Source organism: Candidatus Thiodubiliella endoseptemdiera, assembly GCF_964212635.1.
In the GTDB taxonomy this organism is placed as follows: Bacteria; Pseudomonadota; Gammaproteobacteria; order PS1; family Pseudothioglobaceae; genus Thiodubiliella; species Thiodubiliella endoseptemdiera.
In genome coordinates, this window is the sequence record NZ_OZ156463.1 from 1,394,972 (window position 1) to 1,415,553 (window position 20,582).

At 39.8% G+C, this 20,582-nt stretch carries 35 protein-coding genes; 34 read left to right on the forward strand and 1 reads right to left on the reverse strand.

Annotated elements, in window-relative coordinates; translation table 11 throughout:
* Positions 1-57 precede the first annotated feature (57 nt).
* The 5 genes from AB8525_RS07605 to AB8525_RS07625 all read left to right on the forward strand — a co-directional run bounded on the left by AB8525_RS07605 (position 58) and on the right by AB8525_RS07625 (position 3,318).
* Entirely contained in the window at positions 58-405 is a 348-nt protein-coding gene (locus AB8525_RS07605; RefSeq protein WP_369150608.1) for a hypothetical protein, read from the forward strand.
* A gap of 300 nt (positions 406-705) precedes the next feature.
* Positions 706-828, forward strand: coding sequence for a hypothetical protein (locus tag AB8525_RS07610; protein WP_369177218.1), 123 nt, complete (start codon positions 706-708; stop codon positions 826-828).
* Between the two features lie 256 nt (positions 829-1,084).
* Positions 1,085-1,723: a hypothetical protein gene (locus tag AB8525_RS07615; RefSeq protein WP_369177220.1), complete on the forward strand. Its 639-nt coding sequence runs from the start codon at positions 1,085-1,087 to the stop codon at positions 1,721-1,723.
* A gap of 181 nt (positions 1,724-1,904) precedes the next feature.
* Complete coding sequence (locus AB8525_RS07620; RefSeq protein WP_369177222.1) at positions 1,905-2,243, forward strand: hypothetical protein; 339 nt, start codon at positions 1,905-1,907, stop codon at positions 2,241-2,243.
* A 151-nt stretch (positions 2,244-2,394) separates the two neighbouring features.
* Positions 2,395-3,318 (forward strand): autotransporter outer membrane beta-barrel domain-containing protein, encoded by a 924-nt coding sequence (locus AB8525_RS07625; RefSeq protein ID WP_369177224.1) that lies wholly within the window; start codon positions 2,395-2,397, stop codon positions 3,316-3,318.
* Between the two features lie 204 nt (positions 3,319-3,522).
* On the opposite strand, the gene AB8525_RS07630 is transcribed toward AB8525_RS07625, so the two are convergent.
* Entirely contained in the window at positions 3,523-4,488 is a 966-nt protein-coding gene (locus AB8525_RS07630) for an SIS domain-containing protein (protein ID WP_369177226.1), read from the reverse strand.
* Between the two features lie 48 nt (positions 4,489-4,536).
* Here AB8525_RS07630 and AB8525_RS07635 point away from each other — a divergent pair, with 48 nt between their 5' ends.
* From AB8525_RS07635 to rpsM, 29 genes are all read left to right on the forward strand, one after another.
* Complete coding sequence (locus AB8525_RS07635; protein ID WP_369177228.1) at positions 4,537-5,013, forward strand: low molecular weight protein-tyrosine-phosphatase; 477 nt, start codon at positions 4,537-4,539, stop codon at positions 5,011-5,013.
* A gap of 105 nt (positions 5,014-5,118) precedes the next feature.
* Entirely contained in the window at positions 5,119-5,493 is a 375-nt protein-coding gene (gene rpsL, locus AB8525_RS07640; RefSeq protein ID WP_066042982.1) for a 30S ribosomal protein S12, read from the forward strand.
* Positions 5,494-5,518: 25 nt separating this feature from the next.
* Complete coding sequence (gene rpsG, locus AB8525_RS07645) at positions 5,519-5,986, forward strand: 30S ribosomal protein S7 (RefSeq protein WP_369150627.1); 468 nt, start codon at positions 5,519-5,521, stop codon at positions 5,984-5,986.
* Positions 5,987-6,007: 21 nt separating this feature from the next.
* Positions 6,008-8,110 (forward strand): elongation factor G, encoded by a 2,103-nt coding sequence (fusA, locus tag AB8525_RS07650; RefSeq protein ID WP_369177230.1) that lies wholly within the window; start codon positions 6,008-6,010, stop codon positions 8,108-8,110.
* 26 nt (positions 8,111-8,136) lie between these two features.
* Positions 8,137-9,327 (forward strand): elongation factor Tu, encoded by a 1,191-nt coding sequence (tuf, locus tag AB8525_RS07655; RefSeq protein ID WP_369150815.1) that lies wholly within the window; start codon positions 8,137-8,139, stop codon positions 9,325-9,327.
* A gap of 91 nt (positions 9,328-9,418) precedes the next feature.
* The gene (gene rpsJ, locus AB8525_RS07660; protein WP_369150633.1) at positions 9,419-9,730 is read left to right on the forward strand and encodes a 30S ribosomal protein S10; all 312 of its coding nucleotides are present in this window, start codon (positions 9,419-9,421) and stop codon (positions 9,728-9,730) included.
* Between the two features lie 29 nt (positions 9,731-9,759).
* Positions 9,760-10,539, forward strand: coding sequence for a 50S ribosomal protein L3 (gene rplC, locus AB8525_RS07665; protein WP_369150635.1), 780 nt, complete (start codon positions 9,760-9,762; stop codon positions 10,537-10,539).
* A gap of 10 nt (positions 10,540-10,549) precedes the next feature.
* Positions 10,550-11,164 carry a 50S ribosomal protein L4 gene (gene rplD, locus AB8525_RS07670; RefSeq protein ID WP_369150636.1) on the forward strand — a complete coding sequence of 205 codons (615 nt, stop codon included), beginning with the start codon at positions 10,550-10,552 and terminating at the stop codon, positions 11,162-11,164.
* Entirely contained in the window at positions 11,161-11,451 is a 291-nt protein-coding gene (gene rplW, locus AB8525_RS07675) for a 50S ribosomal protein L23 (RefSeq protein WP_369150638.1), read from the forward strand. Before rplD ends, rplW begins: the two co-directional genes overlap by 4 nt.
* Positions 11,452-11,461: 10 nt before the next feature.
* Complete coding sequence (gene rplB / locus AB8525_RS07680) at positions 11,462-12,289, forward strand: 50S ribosomal protein L2 (protein ID WP_369150640.1); 828 nt, start codon at positions 11,462-11,464, stop codon at positions 12,287-12,289.
* Positions 12,290-12,297: 8 nt separating this feature from the next.
* On the forward strand, positions 12,298-12,567 hold the full coding sequence (rpsS, locus tag AB8525_RS07685; protein ID WP_369150642.1) for a 30S ribosomal protein S19: 270 nt from the start codon (positions 12,298-12,300) through the stop codon (positions 12,565-12,567).
* A gap of 16 nt (positions 12,568-12,583) precedes the next feature.
* A complete protein-coding gene (rplV, locus tag AB8525_RS07690; RefSeq protein WP_071564514.1) occupies positions 12,584-12,919 on the forward strand; it encodes a 50S ribosomal protein L22 in 336 nt (111 codons plus the stop codon).
* A 2-nt stretch (positions 12,920-12,921) separates the two neighbouring features.
* On the forward strand, positions 12,922-13,614 hold the full coding sequence (rpsC, locus tag AB8525_RS07695; protein ID WP_369150646.1) for a 30S ribosomal protein S3: 693 nt from the start codon (positions 12,922-12,924) through the stop codon (positions 13,612-13,614).
* Between the two features lie 11 nt (positions 13,615-13,625).
* Entirely contained in the window at positions 13,626-14,036 is a 411-nt protein-coding gene (gene rplP / locus AB8525_RS07700; RefSeq protein ID WP_369150647.1) for a 50S ribosomal protein L16, read from the forward strand.
* Entirely contained in the window at positions 14,036-14,224 is a 189-nt protein-coding gene (gene rpmC / locus AB8525_RS07705; RefSeq protein ID WP_369150649.1) for a 50S ribosomal protein L29, read from the forward strand. The genes rplP and rpmC overlap by 1 nt, the downstream gene beginning before the upstream one ends.
* Complete coding sequence (gene rpsQ, locus AB8525_RS07710) at positions 14,221-14,487, forward strand: 30S ribosomal protein S17 (RefSeq protein ID WP_369150652.1); 267 nt, start codon at positions 14,221-14,223, stop codon at positions 14,485-14,487. The genes rpmC and rpsQ overlap by 4 nt, the downstream gene beginning before the upstream one ends.
* Before the next feature lie 30 nt (positions 14,488-14,517).
* Complete coding sequence (rplN, locus tag AB8525_RS07715) at positions 14,518-14,886, forward strand: 50S ribosomal protein L14 (RefSeq protein ID WP_066043068.1); 369 nt, start codon at positions 14,518-14,520, stop codon at positions 14,884-14,886.
* A complete protein-coding gene (gene rplX, locus AB8525_RS07720) occupies positions 14,886-15,197 on the forward strand; it encodes a 50S ribosomal protein L24 (protein ID WP_369177232.1) in 312 nt (103 codons plus the stop codon). Before rplN ends, rplX begins: the two co-directional genes overlap by 1 nt.
* Before the next feature lie 27 nt (positions 15,198-15,224).
* Entirely contained in the window at positions 15,225-15,776 is a 552-nt protein-coding gene (rplE, locus tag AB8525_RS07725; RefSeq protein ID WP_369150655.1) for a 50S ribosomal protein L5, read from the forward strand.
* The gene (gene rpsN, locus AB8525_RS07730) at positions 15,769-16,074 is read left to right on the forward strand and encodes a 30S ribosomal protein S14 (protein WP_369150657.1); all 306 of its coding nucleotides are present in this window, start codon (positions 15,769-15,771) and stop codon (positions 16,072-16,074) included. The genes rplE and rpsN overlap by 8 nt, the downstream gene beginning before the upstream one ends.
* Before the next feature lie 11 nt (positions 16,075-16,085).
* Positions 16,086-16,481: a 30S ribosomal protein S8 gene (gene rpsH / locus AB8525_RS07735; RefSeq protein WP_369150660.1), complete on the forward strand. Its 396-nt coding sequence runs from the start codon at positions 16,086-16,088 to the stop codon at positions 16,479-16,481.
* A gap of 12 nt (positions 16,482-16,493) precedes the next feature.
* Positions 16,494-17,039 carry a 50S ribosomal protein L6 gene (rplF, locus tag AB8525_RS07740; protein ID WP_369177233.1) on the forward strand — a complete coding sequence of 182 codons (546 nt, stop codon included), beginning with the start codon at positions 16,494-16,496 and terminating at the stop codon, positions 17,037-17,039.
* Between the two features lie 27 nt (positions 17,040-17,066).
* The gene (gene rplR, locus AB8525_RS07745; RefSeq protein ID WP_369150663.1) at positions 17,067-17,408 is read left to right on the forward strand and encodes a 50S ribosomal protein L18; all 342 of its coding nucleotides are present in this window, start codon (positions 17,067-17,069) and stop codon (positions 17,406-17,408) included.
* A 26-nt stretch (positions 17,409-17,434) separates the two neighbouring features.
* Positions 17,435-17,953 (forward strand): 30S ribosomal protein S5, encoded by a 519-nt coding sequence (gene rpsE, locus AB8525_RS07750; protein WP_369150665.1) that lies wholly within the window; start codon positions 17,435-17,437, stop codon positions 17,951-17,953.
* The gene (gene rpmD, locus AB8525_RS07755) at positions 17,953-18,216 is read left to right on the forward strand and encodes a 50S ribosomal protein L30 (RefSeq protein ID WP_369177235.1); all 264 of its coding nucleotides are present in this window, start codon (positions 17,953-17,955) and stop codon (positions 18,214-18,216) included. Before rpsE ends, rpmD begins: the two co-directional genes overlap by 1 nt.
* A 13-nt stretch (positions 18,217-18,229) precedes the next feature.
* Entirely contained in the window at positions 18,230-18,664 is a 435-nt protein-coding gene (gene rplO / locus AB8525_RS07760; protein ID WP_369153093.1) for a 50S ribosomal protein L15, read from the forward strand.
* 5 nt (positions 18,665-18,669) lie between these two features.
* Positions 18,670-19,965, forward strand: a complete 1,296-nt coding sequence (gene secY, locus AB8525_RS07765; RefSeq protein ID WP_369150669.1) for a preprotein translocase subunit SecY — start codon at positions 18,670-18,672, stop codon at positions 19,963-19,965.
* Positions 19,966-19,977: 12 nt separating this feature from the next.
* Positions 19,978-20,091 carry a 50S ribosomal protein L36 gene (rpmJ, locus tag AB8525_RS07770; RefSeq protein ID WP_010646235.1) on the forward strand — a complete coding sequence of 38 codons (114 nt, stop codon included), beginning with the start codon at positions 19,978-19,980 and terminating at the stop codon, positions 20,089-20,091.
* 137 nt (positions 20,092-20,228) lie between these two features.
* Positions 20,229-20,582, forward strand: a complete 354-nt coding sequence (gene rpsM, locus AB8525_RS07775; protein WP_369150673.1) for a 30S ribosomal protein S13 — start codon at positions 20,229-20,231, stop codon at positions 20,580-20,582.

Genomic DNA, 20,582 nt, shown 5'->3' on the forward strand with positions numbered 1-20,582 from the left:
CCATACATTTCCCAATTTATGGCATAATAGCCCCTAATTTTTAACCAAACAACCCCCATGAACAAAACCAATGTAGATGACATGCTCATCGAGATGATTACCCCCAAAGTCAAAGAAATTGAAGAGCGTTTCTCCAAAGGCGAAGGCCTGTCCCAAGACGACATCAACACTTTACTACTCAAATCCCAATACAACCACATCAACCACCTTGACCTAAAACTCAACGAAGTAACCGACAGCGTTACCAAACTAGAAGGCAAATTCACCGCCCTAGAAGGCAAATTCACCTTACTCGCCGAACAAGTTGAGCATTCCATCCAAAAATCCCTAAACAAAAATATGGTGCTACTAATAATCGTCATGGGCGGTTTTGTAACCCTTTCTAAAATCATCGACAAATTTTAATCCACCCCTTGACAAGGTCTCAAAACTAGGGATAATACCCAACTTATGAAATTTACATACTAATACCGCACAGCACAGCACACGCAATTAGCAATATCTAACACCAACACCGCCCGAACGGCGTTTAATAGCGTTATCCAACACTCAGCCACGATTATCAGTGGTTTTTTTACCCTTATCAACAAAACCACCACCCTTAACAATTCCCCTTACACCCCTAAGAGTTTTTTCCAACCTTAGGAGTTTTTTTCCTAACCCTAAAACTTTTTTTCCAACCTTAACAACCTTACACCAACCACAATGAACGCCTACATATTCTCCACCCCCGAAAAACAAATCGAACTCGGGCTAAACGCCGAACAACTCACCCAATTTAACACCTACAAAACCCCAATACAATACATCTTTTGCCGCCTACCTTGACCCCGCCGAACGCACCAAAGTCATCTACTCCGAACACAAAACCACCCAATCCGCCACCCTAAACCTCGACTTCACCCCCGACAAAGTCGGTCAATTCTGCCACCTATCTGCCCGCTACGGCATCACCAGCGGCGAAGTCGGCACCTACAGCACCAATTTCTCATTCGCCATTACTTAATAGACAAATTTTCTCACATACCTTTTAGGTCTTAACTTATTAAGACCCATTTTTTACTTTTCCTTAGGGGTTATTATTATGAATACCATCAACACACTTTCTCGTTTTGTTATCAGTGCTTTTTTGCTTTTGCTTACCACTCAAGCCTTTGCCGGCTACAATTATATCGGCTCCGACGGCAGTCTCAAAAGCGGGGAGGAAGAAGCTAAAAAACTTTTAGCACCATTTACACTGAATCCACAAACTCCACTGACACTAGACCAAGAGCTTGCAAAAAGAGACAGGCTTACTAGGGAAACATACCCACTTGATGAAATAGAAGAAACTATTCGTAAAGGGCAAATTCCAGTACCCCAAACTGTAGTAAATACTAATTTCTTAGTTCGAGATATTGTTGAAGATTTGAATAGACAAAGGTCTCTAATACAAACTGACTTAGGCAACCAATTTAATTTACCTGGTATTGCCTTAGATGGTGATACCTTTAATTTTGGGAATACTCCAGGATTAGAGAATTTAGGGAATATTAGGATAACAGACCCAAACTCTAATATCTCTTTAGATACCCTAGATGGAACACAGTTAAAGCAATATAGGGCTATGGGCGAAGAAGCCTATGCTGAAGCCTATAAACAGGGCTTAGTATCAAAGTCTCCTTATGCTATGAGTAATCAAGATATTAATTTTAATAGATGGGTCAAAAAAGAACAATATTGAAAATTTAGATATAGACAGCCAAATTGCTTATACTAAAAGTGTTACTCGAGAAGCCTTAACTAAGTTTTCTGAAGGAGGTCTTATATTCCAAGAAGACCCTTCATATAAGGCTAAAGGTAAATTTAAAAGAGCTGGCGGAACTTTCTTTAACAAAAAAACAGGGGAAGACTTAATTTCCTATATGACCAAAGCAGGTCTCAACTTTAACGCTGCTCCTTCTGAGAGACTTAAGCGTTTAGGGTTTAGAGGAGAGAATGGTAATATAACAAAAAACGGTTTTGTTCAAGACTTAGGTCAGTTATCTGACAATTTTTCTTATACAGGTATGTATCAGAAAGCTTCCAGTAATGGGAGTTTAGATAAGGGTATTAGTAGATTGAAGACTAGGCTAGCTTTAGGAGTTAATAGCATAGAATTGCTTTTAGGGGATTTGTTTACAGGAGGTGTGTCTACAGAAGCAAGAGAGTTACTAATCAAACGGATTAGGGCTTTAGAAGAAGAATTTAAATATAAGCACTAAATTTATCTGATGATGGTTTCTCCGCCTCTTGGCTATTAGAACAGTTAGGTAAAAATGCAGATATGGTTGTTTCTCCTTTACCTTTGAAGTAACCGTAAATGACATCAAAGCCGCTGCCAAAGTACTACTCTCCAGAGTCAGAAAAACGGTGATGGGCAGGCTCTCTCACCTTCGTCAAAAGCAAAACCAACAAAGTAGTTTTACTAACGGCTTTGTCAACGGCATTCAAATCAACTTCGCCAATAGCAACCCCGGCACGGCGTTTAATCAAGTGCTAAATGCCAATGGAATGTCCAGCACCATTCCCACCCCTAATCACAAGATTAACCGCTGGGACACTTGGACAAGTGCCAAAATCATCATCGGTGAAAGCAACGGCACAGGCACCAACAAAACCGAGTTCAACCTCAAATCCATCAATGTTGGACTTGACAGACGCATTGACAAAACCAAAACAATCGGTTTCGCTTTAGGCTTAGGCAAAGAAGACCGCAGCGCCACCGGCACCGACTTCACCAGCGATGTGGACACCACCCAATACACACTCTCCAGTTACGGTGCATTAGAACTCAACCAACACACCGCCATCGAAGCCGTCCTCGGCATTGCCAAAGGCACCCACAAAGTCAACTCCGCCACCACCAGCGACAACCAAAACAGCGACGGCTACTTCGCCTCCGTCGCCTATCGTGGCAATATGCAAAAAGGAAAATTAGACCTTTCCCCCTACGCAAGATACGACATCAGCCGCATCAAAATGAAAGCCACCGACGCCCTTACCAACAGCGAAACCACCACCGACGAAGCCCTTGCCATCGGTGTTGACATCAATCACACCAGCGATTACGAAGACGGCAACCTCACCCGCTTCGCCAACCTCGAATACAAATCCGACATTCGCAGAGAAGGTACCACCTACATCAGCCAAAACGCCGAGCAAGAAATAAGCCTAAAACTAGGCATCACCTACCAAAAAGGCGACACCAACACCACCATCAACTACCAACGCACCCAATCCACCAACAACAAAGCCCACAGCAACGGCATCGAAGGCACCCTCCGCTGGAAGTTCTAATTGACAAGGTTCGACCTTGTCAAAAGATGTTTTAGTTTTTTTGTTGTGCAGGTTAGTTGGTTGCTGACCTTAAAAAGGATAATCTTAGGATTGTCCTTTTTTAATGTGTTTTAACTGACAAGGTTCGACCTTGTCAAAGGATGTTTTGTTAAGCAAGTATCTATTCCGTCATCGGGAATTGCATTTACTGGGTATTGAATTAGGCTAAATAATTTTCGCTTGCATTAGGGTGTGGGTGTTGATTGCACCGACTACTTGATTATTTTCATCAACCACAGGTAATGAATTGAGGTTGAATTCATCCATCATTGCCACGGCTGCCATGGCAGGTTTGTCAGATGAGATGGATTTGCAGTTTGAGGTCATGACTTCGCCAATGGTTAAATCTTGAATGTTAGGGTGGGTTTCTAGCACACGGCGTAAATCTCCATCGGTGAAGATACCTTTTAAATTGTTATTTTTGGTAATCAACACCATTCCTAATGCTTTTTGACTCATTACTAATAAGGCGTCTAATAATTTGGTGTCTGCACTTACATTGGGTATATCGTCGTCTGTTTTCATAATGTTGTGAACGAAGGTTAGCAAGCGTCTGCCGAGTGCACCACTGGGGTGGGAGCGGGCGAAGTCATCGGGGCTAAAGCCTTTGTCATTCAACAAACTGACGGCCAAAGCATCGCCCATCGCTAATGCTACGGTGGTGGATGAAGTTGGTGCTAAATTATGCGGACAGGCTTCTTTTTCAACGCTGACATCTAAATGCACATCGCTGATTATTCCGATAGAAGAATCGGCATTGCCCGTCATTCCAATAATAGGCACGCCAAGGCGTTTAATGACGGGGATTAGGGTCATAATTTCATCAGACTCGCCCGAATAAGAAATACAAATTACTATATCATTTTGTTCAATCATGCCTAAATCGCCATGCCCCGCTTCTGCAGGGTGAACGGCAAATGCAGGTGTGCCTGTTGATGCGAAAGTGGCAGCAATTTTATTGCCGATATGTCCTGATTTACCCATACCAATTAAAATCACTTTGCCAGTGCATTTTTGAATTAACGCGCAAGTATTGACAAAATTTTGATCAAGTTTGTCGGCTAATTGGGTAACAGCCCGTGCTTCAGTTAGAATAACTTGCTTGGCAGAGTGTAAAAGTGAGTTGGACATAAATAGGCAACAAATGGATATAATGGTGAATTTTATCTAATATTAAGTATGAGTAGTGAAAAAACTAAAATTTTATTTGTTTGTATGGGCAATATCTGTCGCTCACCGACTGCGGAGGGCACATTTCGTATGCAAATGCAGAAGCAGGGCGTTGAACATTTATTTGAAATCGACTCAGCAGGGACGCACGCTTATCATATAGGTGAGCAACCTGATTCTCGCTCACAACTATCGGCAAATAAGTATGTGGTGGATTTATCATCTCAGCGTGCTAGACAGGTGCATGATTCTGATTTTTATCATTATGATTATATTTTTGCGATGGATGAGAGTAACTTGGCAGAATTGTTGGATATTTGCCCAGCAGAGCATCGATATAAGCTGTCTTTGATGTTGGATAATATTCCAGATAACAATGGTAAAGGTGTACCAGACCCGTATTTTGAGGGGCGTTTTGATGATGTTTTTCAGATGTTGAACCGTGCTAGTGGTTTTTTATTAAATAAGTTGATAAAAAATCCATAAAACATATTGACGAAAATAAAAATCACAGTATAATGCTTCCCTTTATTGCCCAAAAAAATGTGGGCACTTAAATTTTTTATACAAAATATTTGGAGATTTGTACTTATGTCAACGGTTAATCAATTAGTGCGTAACCCGCGTAAAAAGAAAGTAACAAAAAGTGGCGTACCTGCGTTAGACAGTTGCCCACAAAAGCGTGGTGTGTGTACCCGCGTTTATACAACAACCCCTAAAAAACCTAACTCAGCATTGCGTAAAGTTGCTCGTGTTAGATTGACAAATGCTGCCGAAGTAACCACTTATATTGGTGGTGAAGGGCATAACTTACAAGAACACTCGGTGATTTTAATTCGTGGGGGTCGTGTTAAGGATTTACCAGGTGTTCGTTACCATACAGTTCGTGGTGCATTAGATACTGTGGGCGTTGATGGTAGAATGCAAGGGCGTTCTAAGTATGGCACTAAGAAACCAAAGAAGTAAACTAATTTAAAACAAGAGAAAAACTATGAGAAGAAGATCCGCACCTAAAAGAGAAATCCTACCAGACCCGAAGTTTGGCGATTTAGTATTGGCTAAGTTTGTTAACATCTTAATGTTAGATGGTAAAAAATCGGTAGCTGAGAAGATTGTTTATGATGCGTTAGACACCATTGAAGCAAAAGGCAATGCTGAGCCAATTGATACCTTTAAGCAAGCATTAGATAATATTGGTCCACAAGTTGAGATTAAATCTCGTCGTGTAGGTGGTTCAACTTATCAAGTGCCTGTTGAAGTAAGAGCAGAGCGTAAAATTGCTTTGGCAATGCGTTGGATTATTGAAGCCTCACGCAAACGCGGTGAAAAAGGTATGAAGTTAAGATTGGCAGGCGAAGTATTAGATGCCGTGCAAAATCGTGGCACCGCATTTAAGAAAAAAGAAGACACACACAGAATGGCAGAGGCAAACAAAGCGTTTGCACACTTCCGCTGGTAATATAAATTAAGGACAGGAACAATGGCAAGAAATCATCCACTTGAACGCTACCGCAATGTCGGTGTTATGGCGCATATTGATGCGGGTAAAACCACCACAACAGAACGCATTCTTTTATACACAGGTCGCACCCACAAAATTGGTGAAGTACATGACGGTGGTGCCACTATGGATTGGATGGAGCAAGAGCAAGAGCGTGGCATTACCATCACTTCTGCGGCAACAACCTGTATGTGGAAAGGTATGGATGAACAGTTTGAAGAGCACCGTATTAATATCATTGACACACCGGGACATGTGGACTTTACTATTGAAGTGGAACGCTCACTTAAAGTATTAGACGGTGCTTGTGCCTTATTTTGTGCGGTTGGCGGTGTAGAGCCACAATCAGAAACAGTATGGCGTCAAGCGAATAAATACAATGTGCCAAGAATTGGTTTTGTTAATAAAATGGATCGTGCAGGTGCAGATTTCTTACGCGTTTGTGAGCAAGTTAGAACGCGTTTAGGCGGCAACCCAGTGCCAATGCAAATTGCAATTGGCGCAGAAGAAGATTTTGAGGGCGTGGTTGATTTAATTACAATGAAAGCTATCTATTGGAATGAAGCAGATCAGGGGGCAACTTATGAAGCGAAAGACATTCCTGCTGATTTACAAGATTTAGCGGATACCCAACGCGAAATTATGATTGAATCCGCTGCGGAAGCCAATGATGAGTTAATGGAAAAATACTTAGAAGAAGGTGAATTATCAGCAGATGAAATTAAAGCGGGTATTCGTATTCAAACTATTGGCAATCAAATCATTCCAATGTTTTGTGGTTCAGCCTTTAAAAACAAAGGAGTGCAAGCGGCATTAGACGCAATGATTATGTATATGCCTTCGCCATTAGATGTTGATGCGATTGAAGGTATCTTAGATGACAAAGATGAAACCAAAGCCCCTAGACCTGCATCTGACGATGAGCCATTTTCGGCATTAGCATTTAAGATTGCAACCGACCCATTTGTAGGAACATTGACTTTCTTCCGTGTGTATTCAGGTGTTTTAAAAGCAGGTGATTTTGTTTACAATTCATCAAAAAGCAAAAAAGAACGCATTGGTCGTATGGTGCAAATGCACTCAAATGAACGAGAAGAAATTAAAGAAGTTCGTGCTGGCGATATTGCCGCAGCGATTGGACTTAAAGATGTAACTACAGGCGATACTCTATGTGATATGAAAGAGAAAATCGTGCTGGAAAGAATGGAATTCCCTGAGCCAGTCATTGCCTTAGCGGTAGAGCCTAAAACTAAAGCAGACCAAGAAAAAATGGGTATTGCCCTAGGTAAATTAGCAGGCGAAGACCCTTCATTCCGTGTGTCAAGTGACGAGGAATCAGGACAAACGATTATTGCCGGTATGGGTGAATTACATTTGGATATTATTGTTGACCGTATGATGCGTGAATTTGATGTTGAATGTAATGTCGGTGCACCACAAGTGGCTTACCGTGAAGCAATTACAACCTTAGTTGAGCATCAACATAAATTTGCTAAACAATCAGGCGGTCGTGGTCAATATGGTCATGTATATTTACGCATTGAACCACAAGAGCCGGGTGCAGGTTATGAGTTCGTTGATGAAATTAAAGGCGGTGTGATTCCTAAGGAATATGTGCCTGCGGTTAACAAAGGTATTCAAGAGCAAATGGAAAATGGCGTATTGGCAGGTTTCCCATTGGTAGATATGAAAGTTACCGTTTATGATGGTTCTTATCACGATGTTGACTCAAATGAAATGGCGTTTAAGATTGCCGCTTCTAAATGTTTAGCAGAAGGCGTTAGATTGGCTAATCCACAATTACTTGAGCCAATGATGGCAGTAGAAATTGTAACACCTGAGGATTATATGGGTGATGTGATGGGCGACCTTAATCGTCGTCGTGGTTTAGTAGGTGCTATGGAAGACTTGCCAAACGGCAAACAATTAAAAGCTGATGTGCCATTAGCAGAAATGTTTGGCTATGCCAACGATTTGCGTTCAATGACACAAGGTCGCGCAAGTTATTCAATGGAATTTTCAAAATACACAGCAGCACCGAAAAATGTTGCTGATGATGTTATTGAAAAATTAAACAAATAAATTTAAAGTTAAGCAGGAGCAATAAAATGTCAAAAGAAAAATTCGAAAGAACCAAACCCCATGTCAATGTCGGCACAATCGGCCATGTTGACCACGGCAAAACAACCCTAACAGCAGCCATGACCAAAGTAATGGCAGAAGCAAATGGCGGTGAATTTAACGATTATGCAGATATTGATAATGCACCTGAAGAAAGAGAACGCGGCATTACCATTTCAACAGCCCATGTAGAGTATGAATCAGAGAACCGTCATTATGCCCATGTTGATTGCCCAGGACACGCCGACTATGTTAAAAATATGATTACGGGTGCCGCCCAAATGGACGGTGCTATCATCGTTATTGCTGCAACAGACGGCCCAATGGCTCAAACTCGTGAGCATATCCTTTTGTCTAAGCAAGTAGGTGTTCCATACATTCTTGTTTATATGAACAAAGCAGATATGGTTGACGACGAAGAATTAGTAGAATTAGTTGAAATGGAAATCCGTGAACTACTCACTGAATATGACTTCCCAGGTGATGACACTCCTGTTATCTTCGGTTCTGCACTTAAAGCATTAGAAGGCGACACTTCAGATATTGGCGTACCTTCAATTATTAAGTTAGTTGAAGCGCTAGATTCGTATATTCCTACACCTAAACGAGATACGGATAAAGATTTTATTATGCCAATTGAAGATGTATTCTCAATCTCTGGTCGTGGTACTGTAGTAACAGGGCGTATTGAAGCGGGTGTTGTTAATGTCAATGACGAAATTGAAATCGTTGGCATTAGAGACACACAAACAACAACCTGTACAGGTGTTGAAATGTTTCGTAAGTTATTAGATTCAGGAGAAGCAGGCGATAATGTTGGCGTTCTTCTAAGAGGTACAAAACGAGAAGATGTAGAGCGAGGTCAAGTATTGGCTAAGCCTGGTTCAATTAAGCCACATTCAAAGTTTGAAGCAGAAATATATGTACTTAGCAAAGATGAAGGTGGACGACACACGCCATTCTTTAACAACTACCGTCCACAATTTTATTTTAGAACAACCGATGTAACAGGTGCTTGTCAATTACCAAAAGATGTAGAAATGGTTATGCCAGGTGATAATGTTAAGATGGAAGTAGAATTATTATCACCAATTGCAATGGAAGACGGTTTAAGATTTGCAATTAGAGAAGGGGGTCGCACGGTTGGTGCGGGTGTTGTTGCTAAGGTGACGGATTAAGGAAAAATTAGTTAATAAGAAGGCAGATGTTATTGTATAATGTTCGCTTTTTCGTTGAAAGACAAAGTCGATTTTAAATAGGATTTAAGACATGAGCAATCAAAATATTAGAATTAAGTTAAAGGCATTTGACCATCGTTTAATCGATAAGTCAGCCGTTGAGATTGTTGCTACAGCAAAAAGTACAGGTGCTAGTGTTAGAGGTCCAATCCCTTTACCAACAAAGAAAGAGCGTTGGACTGTATTGACTTCTCCGCATGTTAACAAGAAAGCAAGAGATCAATACGAATTAAGGACATATGTTAGATTGATGGATGTTATCAGCCCAACAGATAAAACAGTTGACGCACTAATGAAATTAGATTTAGCGGCAGGTGTTGATGTAGCAATTCAGCTTAATTAACAAACGAATAAGTAATAGGAAAAATTATCATGGCAATTGGTTTAGTAGGGCAAAAATTAGGAATGACGCGTATTTTGGCTGACGACGGTTCAGCAACTGCAGTAAGCGTTATTAAAGTTGAGTCCAATCGTATTGTTCAAACAAAAACAGTAGAAGTGGATGGTTATAGCGCTATACAAGTGACTACTGGTGCTAAAGTTAACAAAAAAGGCGAAGCAAAATTGCGTCGTGTTTCCTCAGCAACTAAAGGTCATTATGCTAAGGCTTCACAAGACATCGGTTTAGGTCTTTGGGAATTTAGAGTAGATGCTGATGAGATTGCAGGTGCAAGCAGTTTTGACTTATCAATTTTTGGCGAAGGTCAATTTGTTGATGTTACTGGACAATCTAAAGGTAAAGGTTTCCAAGGCGGTGTGAAGCGACATAATTTCTCAATGCAAGATGCTACACATGGTAACTCAATTTCTCACAGAGCGATTGGTTCTACCGGACAGTGTCAAGATCCTGGTCGTGTCTTTAAAGGTAAGAAAATGGCAGGTCAAATGGGTAACGCACAAGTTACTCAGGAATGTTTAGAAGTTATCCGTGTTGATAGTGAAAGAAATTTGATTTTAGTTAAAGGTGCAATTCCTGGCGCGCCTAAAGGTTTTGTTAAGGTTAATTTGTCTGCTAAAAAGGACAAAGTAAACCAGACTATCAGCAAGCAATTGCAAGAACAAAAAAACGCACAATTGGCTGAGGAAGAAGCGGCTAAGGTAGCAACAGAAGCCGAGAAGGCAGCAGTAACAGAAACTGCAACAGAAGAATAAGGTTTTTAAGATGAAATTAAAAGTATTAAATATTAGTACCAATAAATCCACTGCTACCGAAGTTGCGGATAAGGTATTTGCAAAAGACTATAACCAGTCGTTGGTTCATCAAGTAACAACGGCTTACATGGCAACAGGTCGCCAAGGCTCTAAAGCACAGAAAAATCGTGCAGCAGTGAGTGGTGGTGGCAAGAAGCCTTGGGCACAAAAGGGTACAGGTCGTGCGAGAGCAGGTACTTCCCGTGGTCCTATTTGGCGTTCAGGTGGCGTTACATTTGCTGCAAAACCTAAGAGTTTTGCACAGAAAGTGAATAAGAAAATGTACAAAGGTGCAATCTCTGTTATCTTTTCTGAGTTAGCACGCACTGAGCGTTTAAAAGTAGTAAAAGAATTTGGTATTACAGAAGCAAAAACAAAAAATGTAACAGCATTGCTGAAAGCATTAAATATAAAAGACGCACTATTAATGACAGAAGAGTTAGATGAAAATTTATATCTTTCTTCGCGTAATTTATACCATGTTGGCGTTTGTGATACTCAAAGTATTGACCCAGTCAGTTTGATTGGTTATGAAAATGTGGTTATCACAGAGGCAGCATTGAAAAAAATTGAGGCACAATTATGAACCAAGAAAAAGTATTAAAAACCTTATTGGCACCGATTGTTTCTGAGAAGACATCATTGTTGTCAGCCTACAATCAGTATGCATTTAAAGTGCGTATTGATAGTAATAAAAAAGAGATTAAAGCAGCAGTTGAGACATTATTTAGCGTTACTGTAGAAAATGTAACTACTTCTATTGTTAAAGGTAAAACAAAAATTTATAAAGGTAAGAAGGGTCGTCGTATTAATTGGAAGAAGGCAATGGTAAAAGTGTCTGAAGGTCAAATGATTGATGTAAGCGCTTCTTAAGAGAGAGATTATGGCACAAGTAATTAAAAGAAAACCAACTTCACCCGGCAGACGATTTGTTGTTAATGTTGTTGATAAAGATTTACATAAAGGTGCACCTTATGCACCCCTAACAGAAAGTAAAAATAGAATTAGCGGTCGTAATAATCGCGGCAAGATTACAGTTCGTCACAAGGGCGGTGGTCACAAGCGTCGCTATCGTGCTATTGATTTTAGACGCAATAAAGACGATATCGTTGCAAAAGTTGAGCGTTTAGAATACGATCCAAATCGTAGCGCTAACATTGCTTTGGTTTTATATGCAGACGGTGAGCGGAAATATATTATTGCACCGAATGGTTTGAATGCGGGTGATGAAGTGGTTTCAGGTAATAGCGTTGCTATTCAAGTGGGCAATGTAATGCCTTGTGCAAACATTCCATTGGGAAGCGTTATTCACTGTATTGAATTAAAGCCAGGTAAAGGGGCACAGATGGCTCGCAGTGCAGGTACTTCAGCACAGTTAATTGCAAAAGAAGGTACATATGTAACTTTAAGATTGCGTTCTGGTGAAGTGCGCAAGGTATTGGCAGATTGTCGTGCAACCATTGGCGAAGTTTCTAAGAAGGAACATAGTTTGAGAAAATTAGGTAAAGCGGGTGCAACTCGTTGGAGAGGTGTTAGACCTACCGTTCGTGGTGTAGTGATGAACCCAGTTGATCACCCGCATGGTGGTGGTGAGGGTAAAACTAGTGGCGGTCGTCACCCAGTTTCACCTTGGGGTACACCAACTAAGGGTTATAAAACGCGTAGCAATAAACGCACCGATAAACTTATCGTGCGTCGTAGGAATAAATAGGAATAATTATGTCTAGATCATTAAGAAAGGGTCCATTTGTTGACGAGCATTTAATCAAGAAAGTATTAATTGCTCAGGAAAATAAAATAAGAAAACCAATTAAAACTTGGTCTAGGCGTTCGGTAATTGTGCCTGAGATGATTGGCTTGACAATTGCAATACATAATGGTAGAGCACATGTGCCAGTGTCTATTAATGAGCAAATGGTAGGACATAAATTGGGTGAGTTTGCAACAACCAGAACCTTCCACGGACATACTGGCGACCGCAAGGCTTAAATTAAAGGATTGAAAAATGAAAGAAGTTAAAGCAATACATAAATATGCAAAGACCTCGGCTTTTAAAGCGCGATTGGTAGCGGATCAAATCCGTTCTAAGTCAGTTGAAGAGGCACTTAATATTTTGTCGTTTAGCAATAAAAAAGCATCAGTGCTTGTTAAGAAAGTGTTGAATTCAGCTATTTCAAATGCTGAAAACAATGATGGGCTGGATATTGATGAATTAAAAGTGAGCAGCGTTTATATTGACGAAGGCTCAACAATGAAAAGAATTCGCCCCAGAGCAAAAGGCAGGGCAAATCGTATTTTAAAAAGAACAAGCCACATTACAGTTGGCGTAAGCGCAGGTTAATTATGGGTCAAAAAGTAAATCCAAAAGGTATTAGATTAGGCATCGTTAAAGATTGGGATTCTAAGTGGTATGCGAATTCTCAAGATTATTCTAAGTACTTATTATCTGATATCGAAGTAAGAGATTTCTTATTTGAAAAACTCAAAGATGCTTCAGTGAGTCGTGTTCAAATTGAACGTTTAGCAAATAATGCCAAAGTAGTCATTCATACGGCTCGCCCAGGTATCGTTATTGGTAAAAAAGGTGCCGATATTGAAGAATTAAAAAACACAGTTGCTAAAATGATGGAAATTCCAGTTCATATTAGTATTGAAGAAATTAAAAAACCGGAACTGGATGCACGTCTAGTGGCAGAAAACATTGCACAACAATTAGAAAAGCGAGTAATGTATCGTCGTGCAGTTAAACGAGTATTAGGCAATGCCACTCGCTTAGGCGCACAAGGTATTAAAGTAATGGTTAGCGGTCGTTTGAATGGTGCAGAAATTGCGCGTTCTGAATGGTATCGTGAAGGCCGTGTGCCATTGCACACATTTAGAGCTGATGTTGATTATGCCCATTATGGTGCAAATACACAGTATGGTGTGATTGGTATTAAGGTTTGGATCTTTAAAGGTGAAATCTTAGACCATAAAAAAGGCACGCTAGATGAGGTTGCTCGTCGCGGTGCTACTAATCAAATTGGTAAGAAATAAAGGATTGAGAAATGTTACAACCTAAACGCACAAAATTTAGAAAAATGATGAAAGGCCGTAATCGTGGCCTTGCAACTGGTCACAAAGTCAGTTTCGGTGAAATTGGCTTACAAGCTGTTGGCAGATGCCGTATGACTGCAAGACAAATTGAATCTGCACGAAGAGCAATGACTCGCCATGTAAAACGCCAAGGTAAAATTTGGATTCGTGTTTTTCCAGATAAGCCCATTACCAAAAAACCATTAGAAGTTCGAATGGGTAAAGGTAAAGGTAGTGTTGAATATTGGGTTGCACAGATTAAGCCAGGTCAAATGTTATTTGAAATGCAAGGGGTTGATGAAACTGTTGCAATGGAAGCATTTGCACTTGCATCAGCAAAATTACCAGTAAAAACGAAAGTAATTAAAAGGATGGCAATGTAATGAACGCAAAAGAATTAAGAAGTCAAGATGCTTCTGCACTTAAAGAAACTTTGATGGGGCTTTTGAAAGAACACTTTGAAATGCGTATGCAACATAAAAGTGCGCAATTAGATGACACTTCCAAGTTAAAGAATATTAAGAGGTCAATTGCACGAGTTAAAACTATTATTGAAGAGAAAAAAGTATGAACGATAAAAAAGTAGAACGCGTATTAACAGGTAAAGTTGTTAGTAATAGTCGTGATAAAACAATTGCGGTCGAAATTGAGCGTAAAGTTCGTCACCCAATTTATAAAAAATACATCAAACGCAGCACCAAGGTGCATGCCCATGATGCAAACAATGAGTGTGGTTTAGGTGATACAGTGAGAGTTGTTGAAGCAAAGCCGTTTTCTAAAACCAAATGTTGGGCGTTGTTAGAAGTCCTTGAAAAATCAGTTGCGATTGATTAATTGTTAGCCTATTAATAAAGAGAATAAGATATGATTCAAATGCAAACAAAATTACATATTGCCGACAATAGCGGTGGTGTCAAAGCAATGTGTATTAAAGTATTGGGCGGTTCTAAGCGTCGTTATGCAAATATTGGTGATGTGGTGAAAGTCAGTATTAAAGAAGCTGCACCGCGTGCCAAAGTGAAAAAAGGCGATGTTTATGATGCCGTTGTTGTTCGCACAGCACAAGGTGTTCGCCGTGCCGATGGTTCACGCATTCGTTTTGATAACAATGCAGTGGTGTTATTAAACACAAAACTTGAGCCAGTAGGTACGCGTATCTTTGGTCCTGTAACACGTGAATTGCGTAATGCGAAATTTATGAAAATTGTGTCATTAGCACCAGAGGTACTATAATGCAAAAAATTAAATTAAATGATGAGATTATTGTTATTGCAGGTAAAGACAAAGGTGCAATGGGTACAGTAACAAAAGTAACTACAAACAAAGTTGTGGTCGAAGGTTTAAATATTGCTAAAAAGCATGTTAAACCCAATCCAAATGCAGGCGTTACTGGCGGTATTGTTGATACAGAAATGCCAATAGCAATTTCAAATGTTGCACTTTACAATGCAAAGACTGAGAAAGCGGACAAAGTTGGTATTCGCACCAACAAAGACGGTAACAAAGAAAGATTTTTTAAATCAAACGGCGATGCAATCGTTTGAGACAGTTAAAGGATAAAGGAAAATACAGTGTCTAGATTACAACAACAATATAAAAATGAGATTCTACCTGCTCTACAAAAAGAGTTGGGTCAGAAAAATCCAATGGCAATCCCTAGGATTGAAAAAATCACCATTAACATGGGATTAGGGAGTGCCTTAGGTGATAAGAAAATTTTGCAAAGTGCATTGGAAGAAATGAGTTTAATTTCAGGTCAAAAACCAATGACCTGTATTGCACGCAAATCCGTTGCCAGTTTCAAGTTAAGAGAGGGTAACGCGATTGGTTGCAAAGTAACATTACGCAAAGAAAAGATGTATGAATTTTTAGATCGCTTGGTTAATATTGCGATTCCACGAATTCGTGATTTCCGTGGCTTGAATGAGAAATCGTTTGATGGTCGTGGTAATTACAATATGGGTTTAACGGAGCAAATCGTATTCCCAGAAATTGATTTTGAAAAAGTAACAAGAACGCGCGGTATGGATATTGCTATCACTACCAGTGCACAAAATAATGAAGACGCTAAGAAACTATTGGCAATGTTTAATTTCCCATTTAAGGATAAAGATAATGGCTAAGAAGTCTATGATAAATAGAGACCTCAAACGCACTAAGTTGGTTGCAAAATACCAAACTAAGCGTCTTGAACTCAAAAAAATAATTAAAAGTGTACATTCTTCTGATGAAGAACGCTTTCAGGCAACAATTAAGTTACAGGCATTACCGCGTGACGCTTCACCAACAAGACAACGTAGTCGTTGTGGTTTGACGGGTCGTCCACATGGTTTTTACCGTAAATTTGGTCTCTCTAGGATTAAACTAAGAGAGCGTACCATGAACGGTGAAGTTCCTGGTTTATCTAAAGCAAGTTGGTAGGAGAATAGATTATGAGTATGTCTGATCCAGTCGCTGATATGTTAACCCGCATTCGCAACGCACAAATGGTTGAAAAGAAAGAAGTTAACATTCCAGCATCAAGTTTAAAGTCTGCTATCGCTAGTGTGATGCAGCAAGAAGGTTATATTGAATCATTTAGTGTTGCCGGTGAAAAAGCCGCTAAAACTTTGAGCGTTAAGTTGAAGTATTATGACAACAAGCCGGTCATTGATTCGTTACAAAGAATTTCAAAGCCAAGTTTACGCGTTTATGTAAAGAGTACCGAAATGCCAAGCATTATGAATGGCTTAGGTATCGTTATTGTTTCAACGCCCAAAGGTGTAATGACTGGACAAAAAGCAGCCGCCCAAAATGTGGGTGGTGAAGTTTTGTGCAGCGTTTCTTAAAGGAGTTATAAGATGTCTAGAGTCGCAAAAGAACCCATCGCAATCCCAGCAGGTATTGAAGTATCCTTAAATGGTTCCTCAATGACAGTGAAGGGCAAATTAGGTCAAATGCAAATGGAGGTACATCCAGCAGTAACGATTACCAATGCAGAAAATGTTTTAACATTCGATATTGCCAAACTTGATAAAAAAAATCAAAAGAAAGCATGGGCACAAGCAGGAACTGCAAGAGCCAATACCGCTAATTTGATTAAAGGCGTTTCAGAAGGTTGGGTAAAAACATTGACACTGATTGGTGTTGGTTATCGTGCCAAAGTAGCAGGTAAAGCATTAGATTTAACTTTGGGTTTTTCACATCCTGTGAAGTATGAATTGCCAGAAGGCATTACTGCTGAAACACCTTCTCAAACTGAGATTATTGTTAAAGGTATGGACAAGCAAAAAGTAGGTCAAGTGGCTGCAGAAATTCGTGCTTATCGTCCGCCAGAACCTTATAAAGGTAAAGGTGTGCGTTATACCGATGAGTATGTGGTTCGCAAAGAAGCGAAAAAGAAATAGAGCGAATTAATTAATTAAAGGTATTGTATGAAACTTTCTAAAAAACAAGCTCGTTTAAGAAGAGCAACTAAGTTTAGAGCAAAGCATGCTGAAAAAGGCGTTGAGCGTTTATGCGTTTATAAGTCTTCTCAGCACATTTATGTTCAACTAATCAGTGCTTGTGGCACGAAGACTTTAGCTTCTGCTTCTAGCATAAAAGAAAAAAATGGCGGCAATGTCGTAGCAGCAAAAAAGATTGGTACTGAGATTGCCAAAGCGGCAAAAGCGGTAAAAGTAACCAAAGTGGCATTTGACCGCTCTGGTTTTAAATACCATGGTCGCGTTAAAGCATTAGCAGAAGCGGCCAGGGATGGCGGTTTGGACTTTTAAAAAAAATTATAAAAAAGGCATAAAGAATGGCAGATTTTAGAAAAAATAACAAAGAAGACGGCGACGACTATATTGAAAAGTTGGTTAATATCCGCCGTGTTGTAAAAGTAGTTAAAGGGGGTCGTATCTTCGGCTTCTCAGCATTGGTCGTTGTGGGTGATGGCAATGGTAAAGTAGGTTACGGCACGGGTAAGGCGCGTGAAGTGCCTATGGCTATCCAAAAAGCAATGGATAAAGCGAAGAAAGCAATGAAAAGCGTCCCACTTAAAGATGGTACGCTTTATTATCCGATTACTTCTAATGTGGGTGCGGCTAAAGTTTATATGCAACCTGCCTCAGAAGGTACTGGTGTTATTGCTGGTGGTCCAATGCGCAGCGTATTAGAAGCAGTAGGTGTACATAATATCTTAGCTAAATGTAATGGTACTCGTAACCCTATTAGTGTTGTTCGTGCAACGATTGAGGGTTTAACTTCAATGTCATCTCCACAATCGGTAGCGGCTAAACGAGGTAAGAGTGTTGAAGAAATTAGAGGAGAAACCTAATGGCTGAAGAGAAAAAAGTAGCGACTAAAAAAGCACCTGTTAAAAAAGCAGTAGCCAAAAAGACACCTGTAAAGAAAGCAGCAATTAAGAATACAGTCAGTGTTACTTTGATTAAGAGTTTTCACGGTCGCTTGCCAACACATCGTGCAACAATAAAAGGTCTTGGGCTTAAGCGTATTAACCATACAGTAGAACTGGTTGATACACCTGAAGTTAGAGGTATGATTAACAAGGTATCTTACCTATTGAAGGTAGAAGGTTAAAATTATGAATATTATGCAATTAAATACATTGTCACCTGCTGAAGGTGAAAAGAAATCTAGAAAACGCGTTGGCCGTGGTATTGGTAGTGGTTTTGGTAAAACTTGTGGCCGTGGGCACAAGGGTCAAAAATCTCGTTCAGGTGGTTTTAGTAAGATTGGTTTTGAAGGTGGTCAGATGCCATTACAGCGTCGTCTTCCTAAGGTCGGTTTCTCTTCGCGTGTTTCAATTATTACTTCTCAAGTTACTTTATCTGAGTTAAACAAATTAGAAGAAAAAGAAATTACCGTTGAAGTGTTAAAGCAACACAACTTAGTTACTAAGAATATTAAGCGGGTTAAAGTGATGCTTTCGGGTGAAATTACTAGAGCAATAACATTGACAGGTATTAAGGCAACTAAAGGCGCAAAAGCAGCAATTGAAGCTGCCAAAGGTTCAGTAAAAGAATAACTTATATGAGTCAGCCTGGAATTTCTCAAGATTTATCAAAACGCATCTTCTTTTTATTGGGCGCGTTAATTGTTTTTAGACTGGGTACACATATTACCATTCCCTTTATTTCATCAACCGCATTGGCGTCTTTGGTGCAAGATCAGCAAGGCACGATTTTGGATATGTTTAATATGTTTTCTGGCGGTGCGCTAGAAAGATTGTCTATTTTTACACTGGGTATTATGCCTTATATTTCGGCATCGATTATTGTTCAATTAATGACTTCGGTAGTGCCAAAATTAGAACAACTTAAAAAAGAAGGTGAGACTGGAAAACGCAAAATTACCCAATATACGCGTTTGGGTACAGTGATATTGGCAGTGTTTCAGTCGTATGGTATTTCGATTGCTTTGCAGTCACAAAGTGCAGGTGGTGTCGCTTTGGTAACCAATGGTGGTTTTACATTCAGCTTGGTTACTGTAGTTACTTTAACCACAGGCACCTTATTTTTGATGTGGTTAGGCGAACAGATTACAGAAAAAGGTATTGGTAACGGTATTTCGATGATTATTTTTGCAGGTATCGTATCAGGCTTACCTTCGGCATTAGGTTCAACTTTATCGTTGGTTTCTACTGGCGAGTTGGCAGTTATTTTGGTTGCAATCTTATTGGCAATGACCTTATTAGTAACGGCATTTGTGGTATTTATGGAACGAGGGCAACGCCGTATTACGGTGAATTATGCCAAACGCCAGCAGGGCCGTAATATGGTCGGTGGTCAGAGTTCATATTTGCCATTGAAGATTAATATGGCGGGCGTAATTCCACCGATTTTTGCCTCTTCGATTATTTTATTCCCAGCGACTTTAGGGGGTTGGTTTTCACAATCGGAAGGCATGGGTTGGCTAGCTGATTTGACTGCGAGTATTTCTCCAGGTCAACCGCTATATGTTATGTTTTATGGTTTGGCGATTGTATTTTTTACATTTTTCTACACAGCGTTAACTTTTGATTCAAAAGAAATGGCTGATAATTTGCGTAAATCGGGTGGTTTTATCCCAGGTATTCGCCCGGGTCAGCATTCGGCAGATTATATTGACGCAGTAACATCGCGTTTAACAGCATCTGGTGCGGTTTATATTACCGCAGTTTGTTTGTTGCCAGAGTTTTTGATTTTATATTGGAATGTGCCATTTTATTTTGGCGGCACCAGTTTGTTAATTATCGTGGTTGTAGTAATGGATTTCATTCAACAAGCGCAATCGCATTTAATGTCTAATCAGTATGAGTCATTAATGAAAAAATCAGGTTTAAATTAGAAGGTAAGTATTATGAAAGTAAGAGCATCAGTCAAGAAAATTTGTAACAATTGTAAAATTATTAAGCGACATGGCGTGGTTCGTGTGATTTGTAAAGAACCTAGACACAAACAAAGACAAGGTTAATTGATAATTGACAGGGAGAGGTTGGCAAGGTATAATTGCCCGCTTTGCAAATTTTAACTTCGTTATTGCTTTAAAGAAAGAGTTAAAAAAATAGCAATAATGAATTTTAATAAAAATAGGATATAAGGGAAAGGTAAATGGCTAGAATAGCGGGAATAAATGTTCCAACACATAAACACATCGTAATTGGCTTGCAGTCAATTTTCGGTATTGGCGCAACGCGTGCAAAAGCGATTTGTGCAGAACTTAAATTAGACGAGAGTGCTAAAGTATCGGACTTGGCTGAAGACCAGTTAGAGCTAATTCGTGCAGCCGTTGCAAAATTCGAAGTTGAAGGTGACCTTCGTCGTCAAATCGCAATGGATATTAAACGCTTAAAAGATTTAGGCTGTTATCGTGGTATTCGTCACAGAAAATCATTACCACTTCGTGGTCAAAGAACAAAAACAAATGCTAGAACTCGCAAGGGTCCTCGTCGTTTAATTAAATAA

Excerpts from the sequence above, each read along its gene's own strand:
- AB8525_RS07605 (WP_369150608.1), top strand. The coding sequence starts at position 58 with ATGAACAAAACCAATGTAGATGACATGCTCATCGAGATGATTACCCCC.
- AB8525_RS07610 (WP_369177218.1), top strand. The coding sequence starts at position 706 with ATGAACGCCTACATATTCTCCACCCCCGAAAAACAAATCGAACTCGGG.
- AB8525_RS07615 (WP_369177220.1), top strand. The coding sequence starts at position 1,085 with ATGAATACCATCAACACACTTTCTCGTTTTGTTATCAGTGCTTTTTTG.
- AB8525_RS07620 (WP_369177222.1), top strand. The coding sequence starts at position 1,905 with ATGACCAAAGCAGGTCTCAACTTTAACGCTGCTCCTTCTGAGAGACTT.
- AB8525_RS07625 (WP_369177224.1), top strand. The coding sequence starts at position 2,395 with ATGGGCAGGCTCTCTCACCTTCGTCAAAAGCAAAACCAACAAAGTAGT.
- AB8525_RS07630 (WP_369177226.1), bottom strand. The coding sequence starts at position 4,488 with ATGTCCAACTCACTTTTACACTCTGCCAAGCAAGTTATTCTAACTGAA.
- AB8525_RS07635 (WP_369177228.1), top strand. The coding sequence starts at position 4,537 with ATGAGTAGTGAAAAAACTAAAATTTTATTTGTTTGTATGGGCAATATC.
- rpsL (WP_066042982.1), top strand. The coding sequence starts at position 5,119 with ATGTCAACGGTTAATCAATTAGTGCGTAACCCGCGTAAAAAGAAAGTA.
- rpsG (WP_369150627.1), top strand. The coding sequence starts at position 5,519 with ATGAGAAGAAGATCCGCACCTAAAAGAGAAATCCTACCAGACCCGAAG.
- fusA (WP_369177230.1), top strand. The coding sequence starts at position 6,008 with ATGGCAAGAAATCATCCACTTGAACGCTACCGCAATGTCGGTGTTATG.
- tuf (WP_369150815.1), top strand. The coding sequence starts at position 8,137 with ATGTCAAAAGAAAAATTCGAAAGAACCAAACCCCATGTCAATGTCGGC.
- rpsJ (WP_369150633.1), top strand. The coding sequence starts at position 9,419 with ATGAGCAATCAAAATATTAGAATTAAGTTAAAGGCATTTGACCATCGT.
- rplC (WP_369150635.1), top strand. The coding sequence starts at position 9,760 with ATGGCAATTGGTTTAGTAGGGCAAAAATTAGGAATGACGCGTATTTTG.
- rplD (WP_369150636.1), top strand. The coding sequence starts at position 10,550 with ATGAAATTAAAAGTATTAAATATTAGTACCAATAAATCCACTGCTACC.
- rplW (WP_369150638.1), top strand. The coding sequence starts at position 11,161 with ATGAACCAAGAAAAAGTATTAAAAACCTTATTGGCACCGATTGTTTCT.
- rplB (WP_369150640.1), top strand. The coding sequence starts at position 11,462 with ATGGCACAAGTAATTAAAAGAAAACCAACTTCACCCGGCAGACGATTT.
- rpsS (WP_369150642.1), top strand. The coding sequence starts at position 12,298 with ATGTCTAGATCATTAAGAAAGGGTCCATTTGTTGACGAGCATTTAATC.
- rplV (WP_071564514.1), top strand. The coding sequence starts at position 12,584 with ATGAAAGAAGTTAAAGCAATACATAAATATGCAAAGACCTCGGCTTTT.
- rpsC (WP_369150646.1), top strand. The coding sequence starts at position 12,922 with ATGGGTCAAAAAGTAAATCCAAAAGGTATTAGATTAGGCATCGTTAAA.
- rplP (WP_369150647.1), top strand. The coding sequence starts at position 13,626 with ATGTTACAACCTAAACGCACAAAATTTAGAAAAATGATGAAAGGCCGT.
- rpmC (WP_369150649.1), top strand. The coding sequence starts at position 14,036 with ATGAACGCAAAAGAATTAAGAAGTCAAGATGCTTCTGCACTTAAAGAA.
- rpsQ (WP_369150652.1), top strand. The coding sequence starts at position 14,221 with ATGAACGATAAAAAAGTAGAACGCGTATTAACAGGTAAAGTTGTTAGT.
- rplN (WP_066043068.1), top strand. The coding sequence starts at position 14,518 with ATGATTCAAATGCAAACAAAATTACATATTGCCGACAATAGCGGTGGT.
- rplX (WP_369177232.1), top strand. The coding sequence starts at position 14,886 with ATGCAAAAAATTAAATTAAATGATGAGATTATTGTTATTGCAGGTAAA.
- rpsN (WP_369150657.1), top strand. The coding sequence starts at position 15,769 with ATGGCTAAGAAGTCTATGATAAATAGAGACCTCAAACGCACTAAGTTG.
- rpsH (WP_369150660.1), top strand. The coding sequence starts at position 16,086 with ATGAGTATGTCTGATCCAGTCGCTGATATGTTAACCCGCATTCGCAAC.
- rplF (WP_369177233.1), top strand. The coding sequence starts at position 16,494 with ATGTCTAGAGTCGCAAAAGAACCCATCGCAATCCCAGCAGGTATTGAA.
- rplR (WP_369150663.1), top strand. The coding sequence starts at position 17,067 with ATGAAACTTTCTAAAAAACAAGCTCGTTTAAGAAGAGCAACTAAGTTT.
- rpsE (WP_369150665.1), top strand. The coding sequence starts at position 17,435 with ATGGCAGATTTTAGAAAAAATAACAAAGAAGACGGCGACGACTATATT.
- rpmD (WP_369177235.1), top strand. The coding sequence starts at position 17,953 with ATGGCTGAAGAGAAAAAAGTAGCGACTAAAAAAGCACCTGTTAAAAAA.
- rplO (WP_369153093.1), top strand. The coding sequence starts at position 18,230 with ATGCAATTAAATACATTGTCACCTGCTGAAGGTGAAAAGAAATCTAGA.
- secY (WP_369150669.1), top strand. The coding sequence starts at position 18,670 with ATGAGTCAGCCTGGAATTTCTCAAGATTTATCAAAACGCATCTTCTTT.
- rpmJ (WP_010646235.1), top strand. The coding sequence starts at position 19,978 with ATGAAAGTAAGAGCATCAGTCAAGAAAATTTGTAACAATTGTAAAATT.
- rpsM (WP_369150673.1), top strand. The coding sequence starts at position 20,229 with ATGGCTAGAATAGCGGGAATAAATGTTCCAACACATAAACACATCGTA.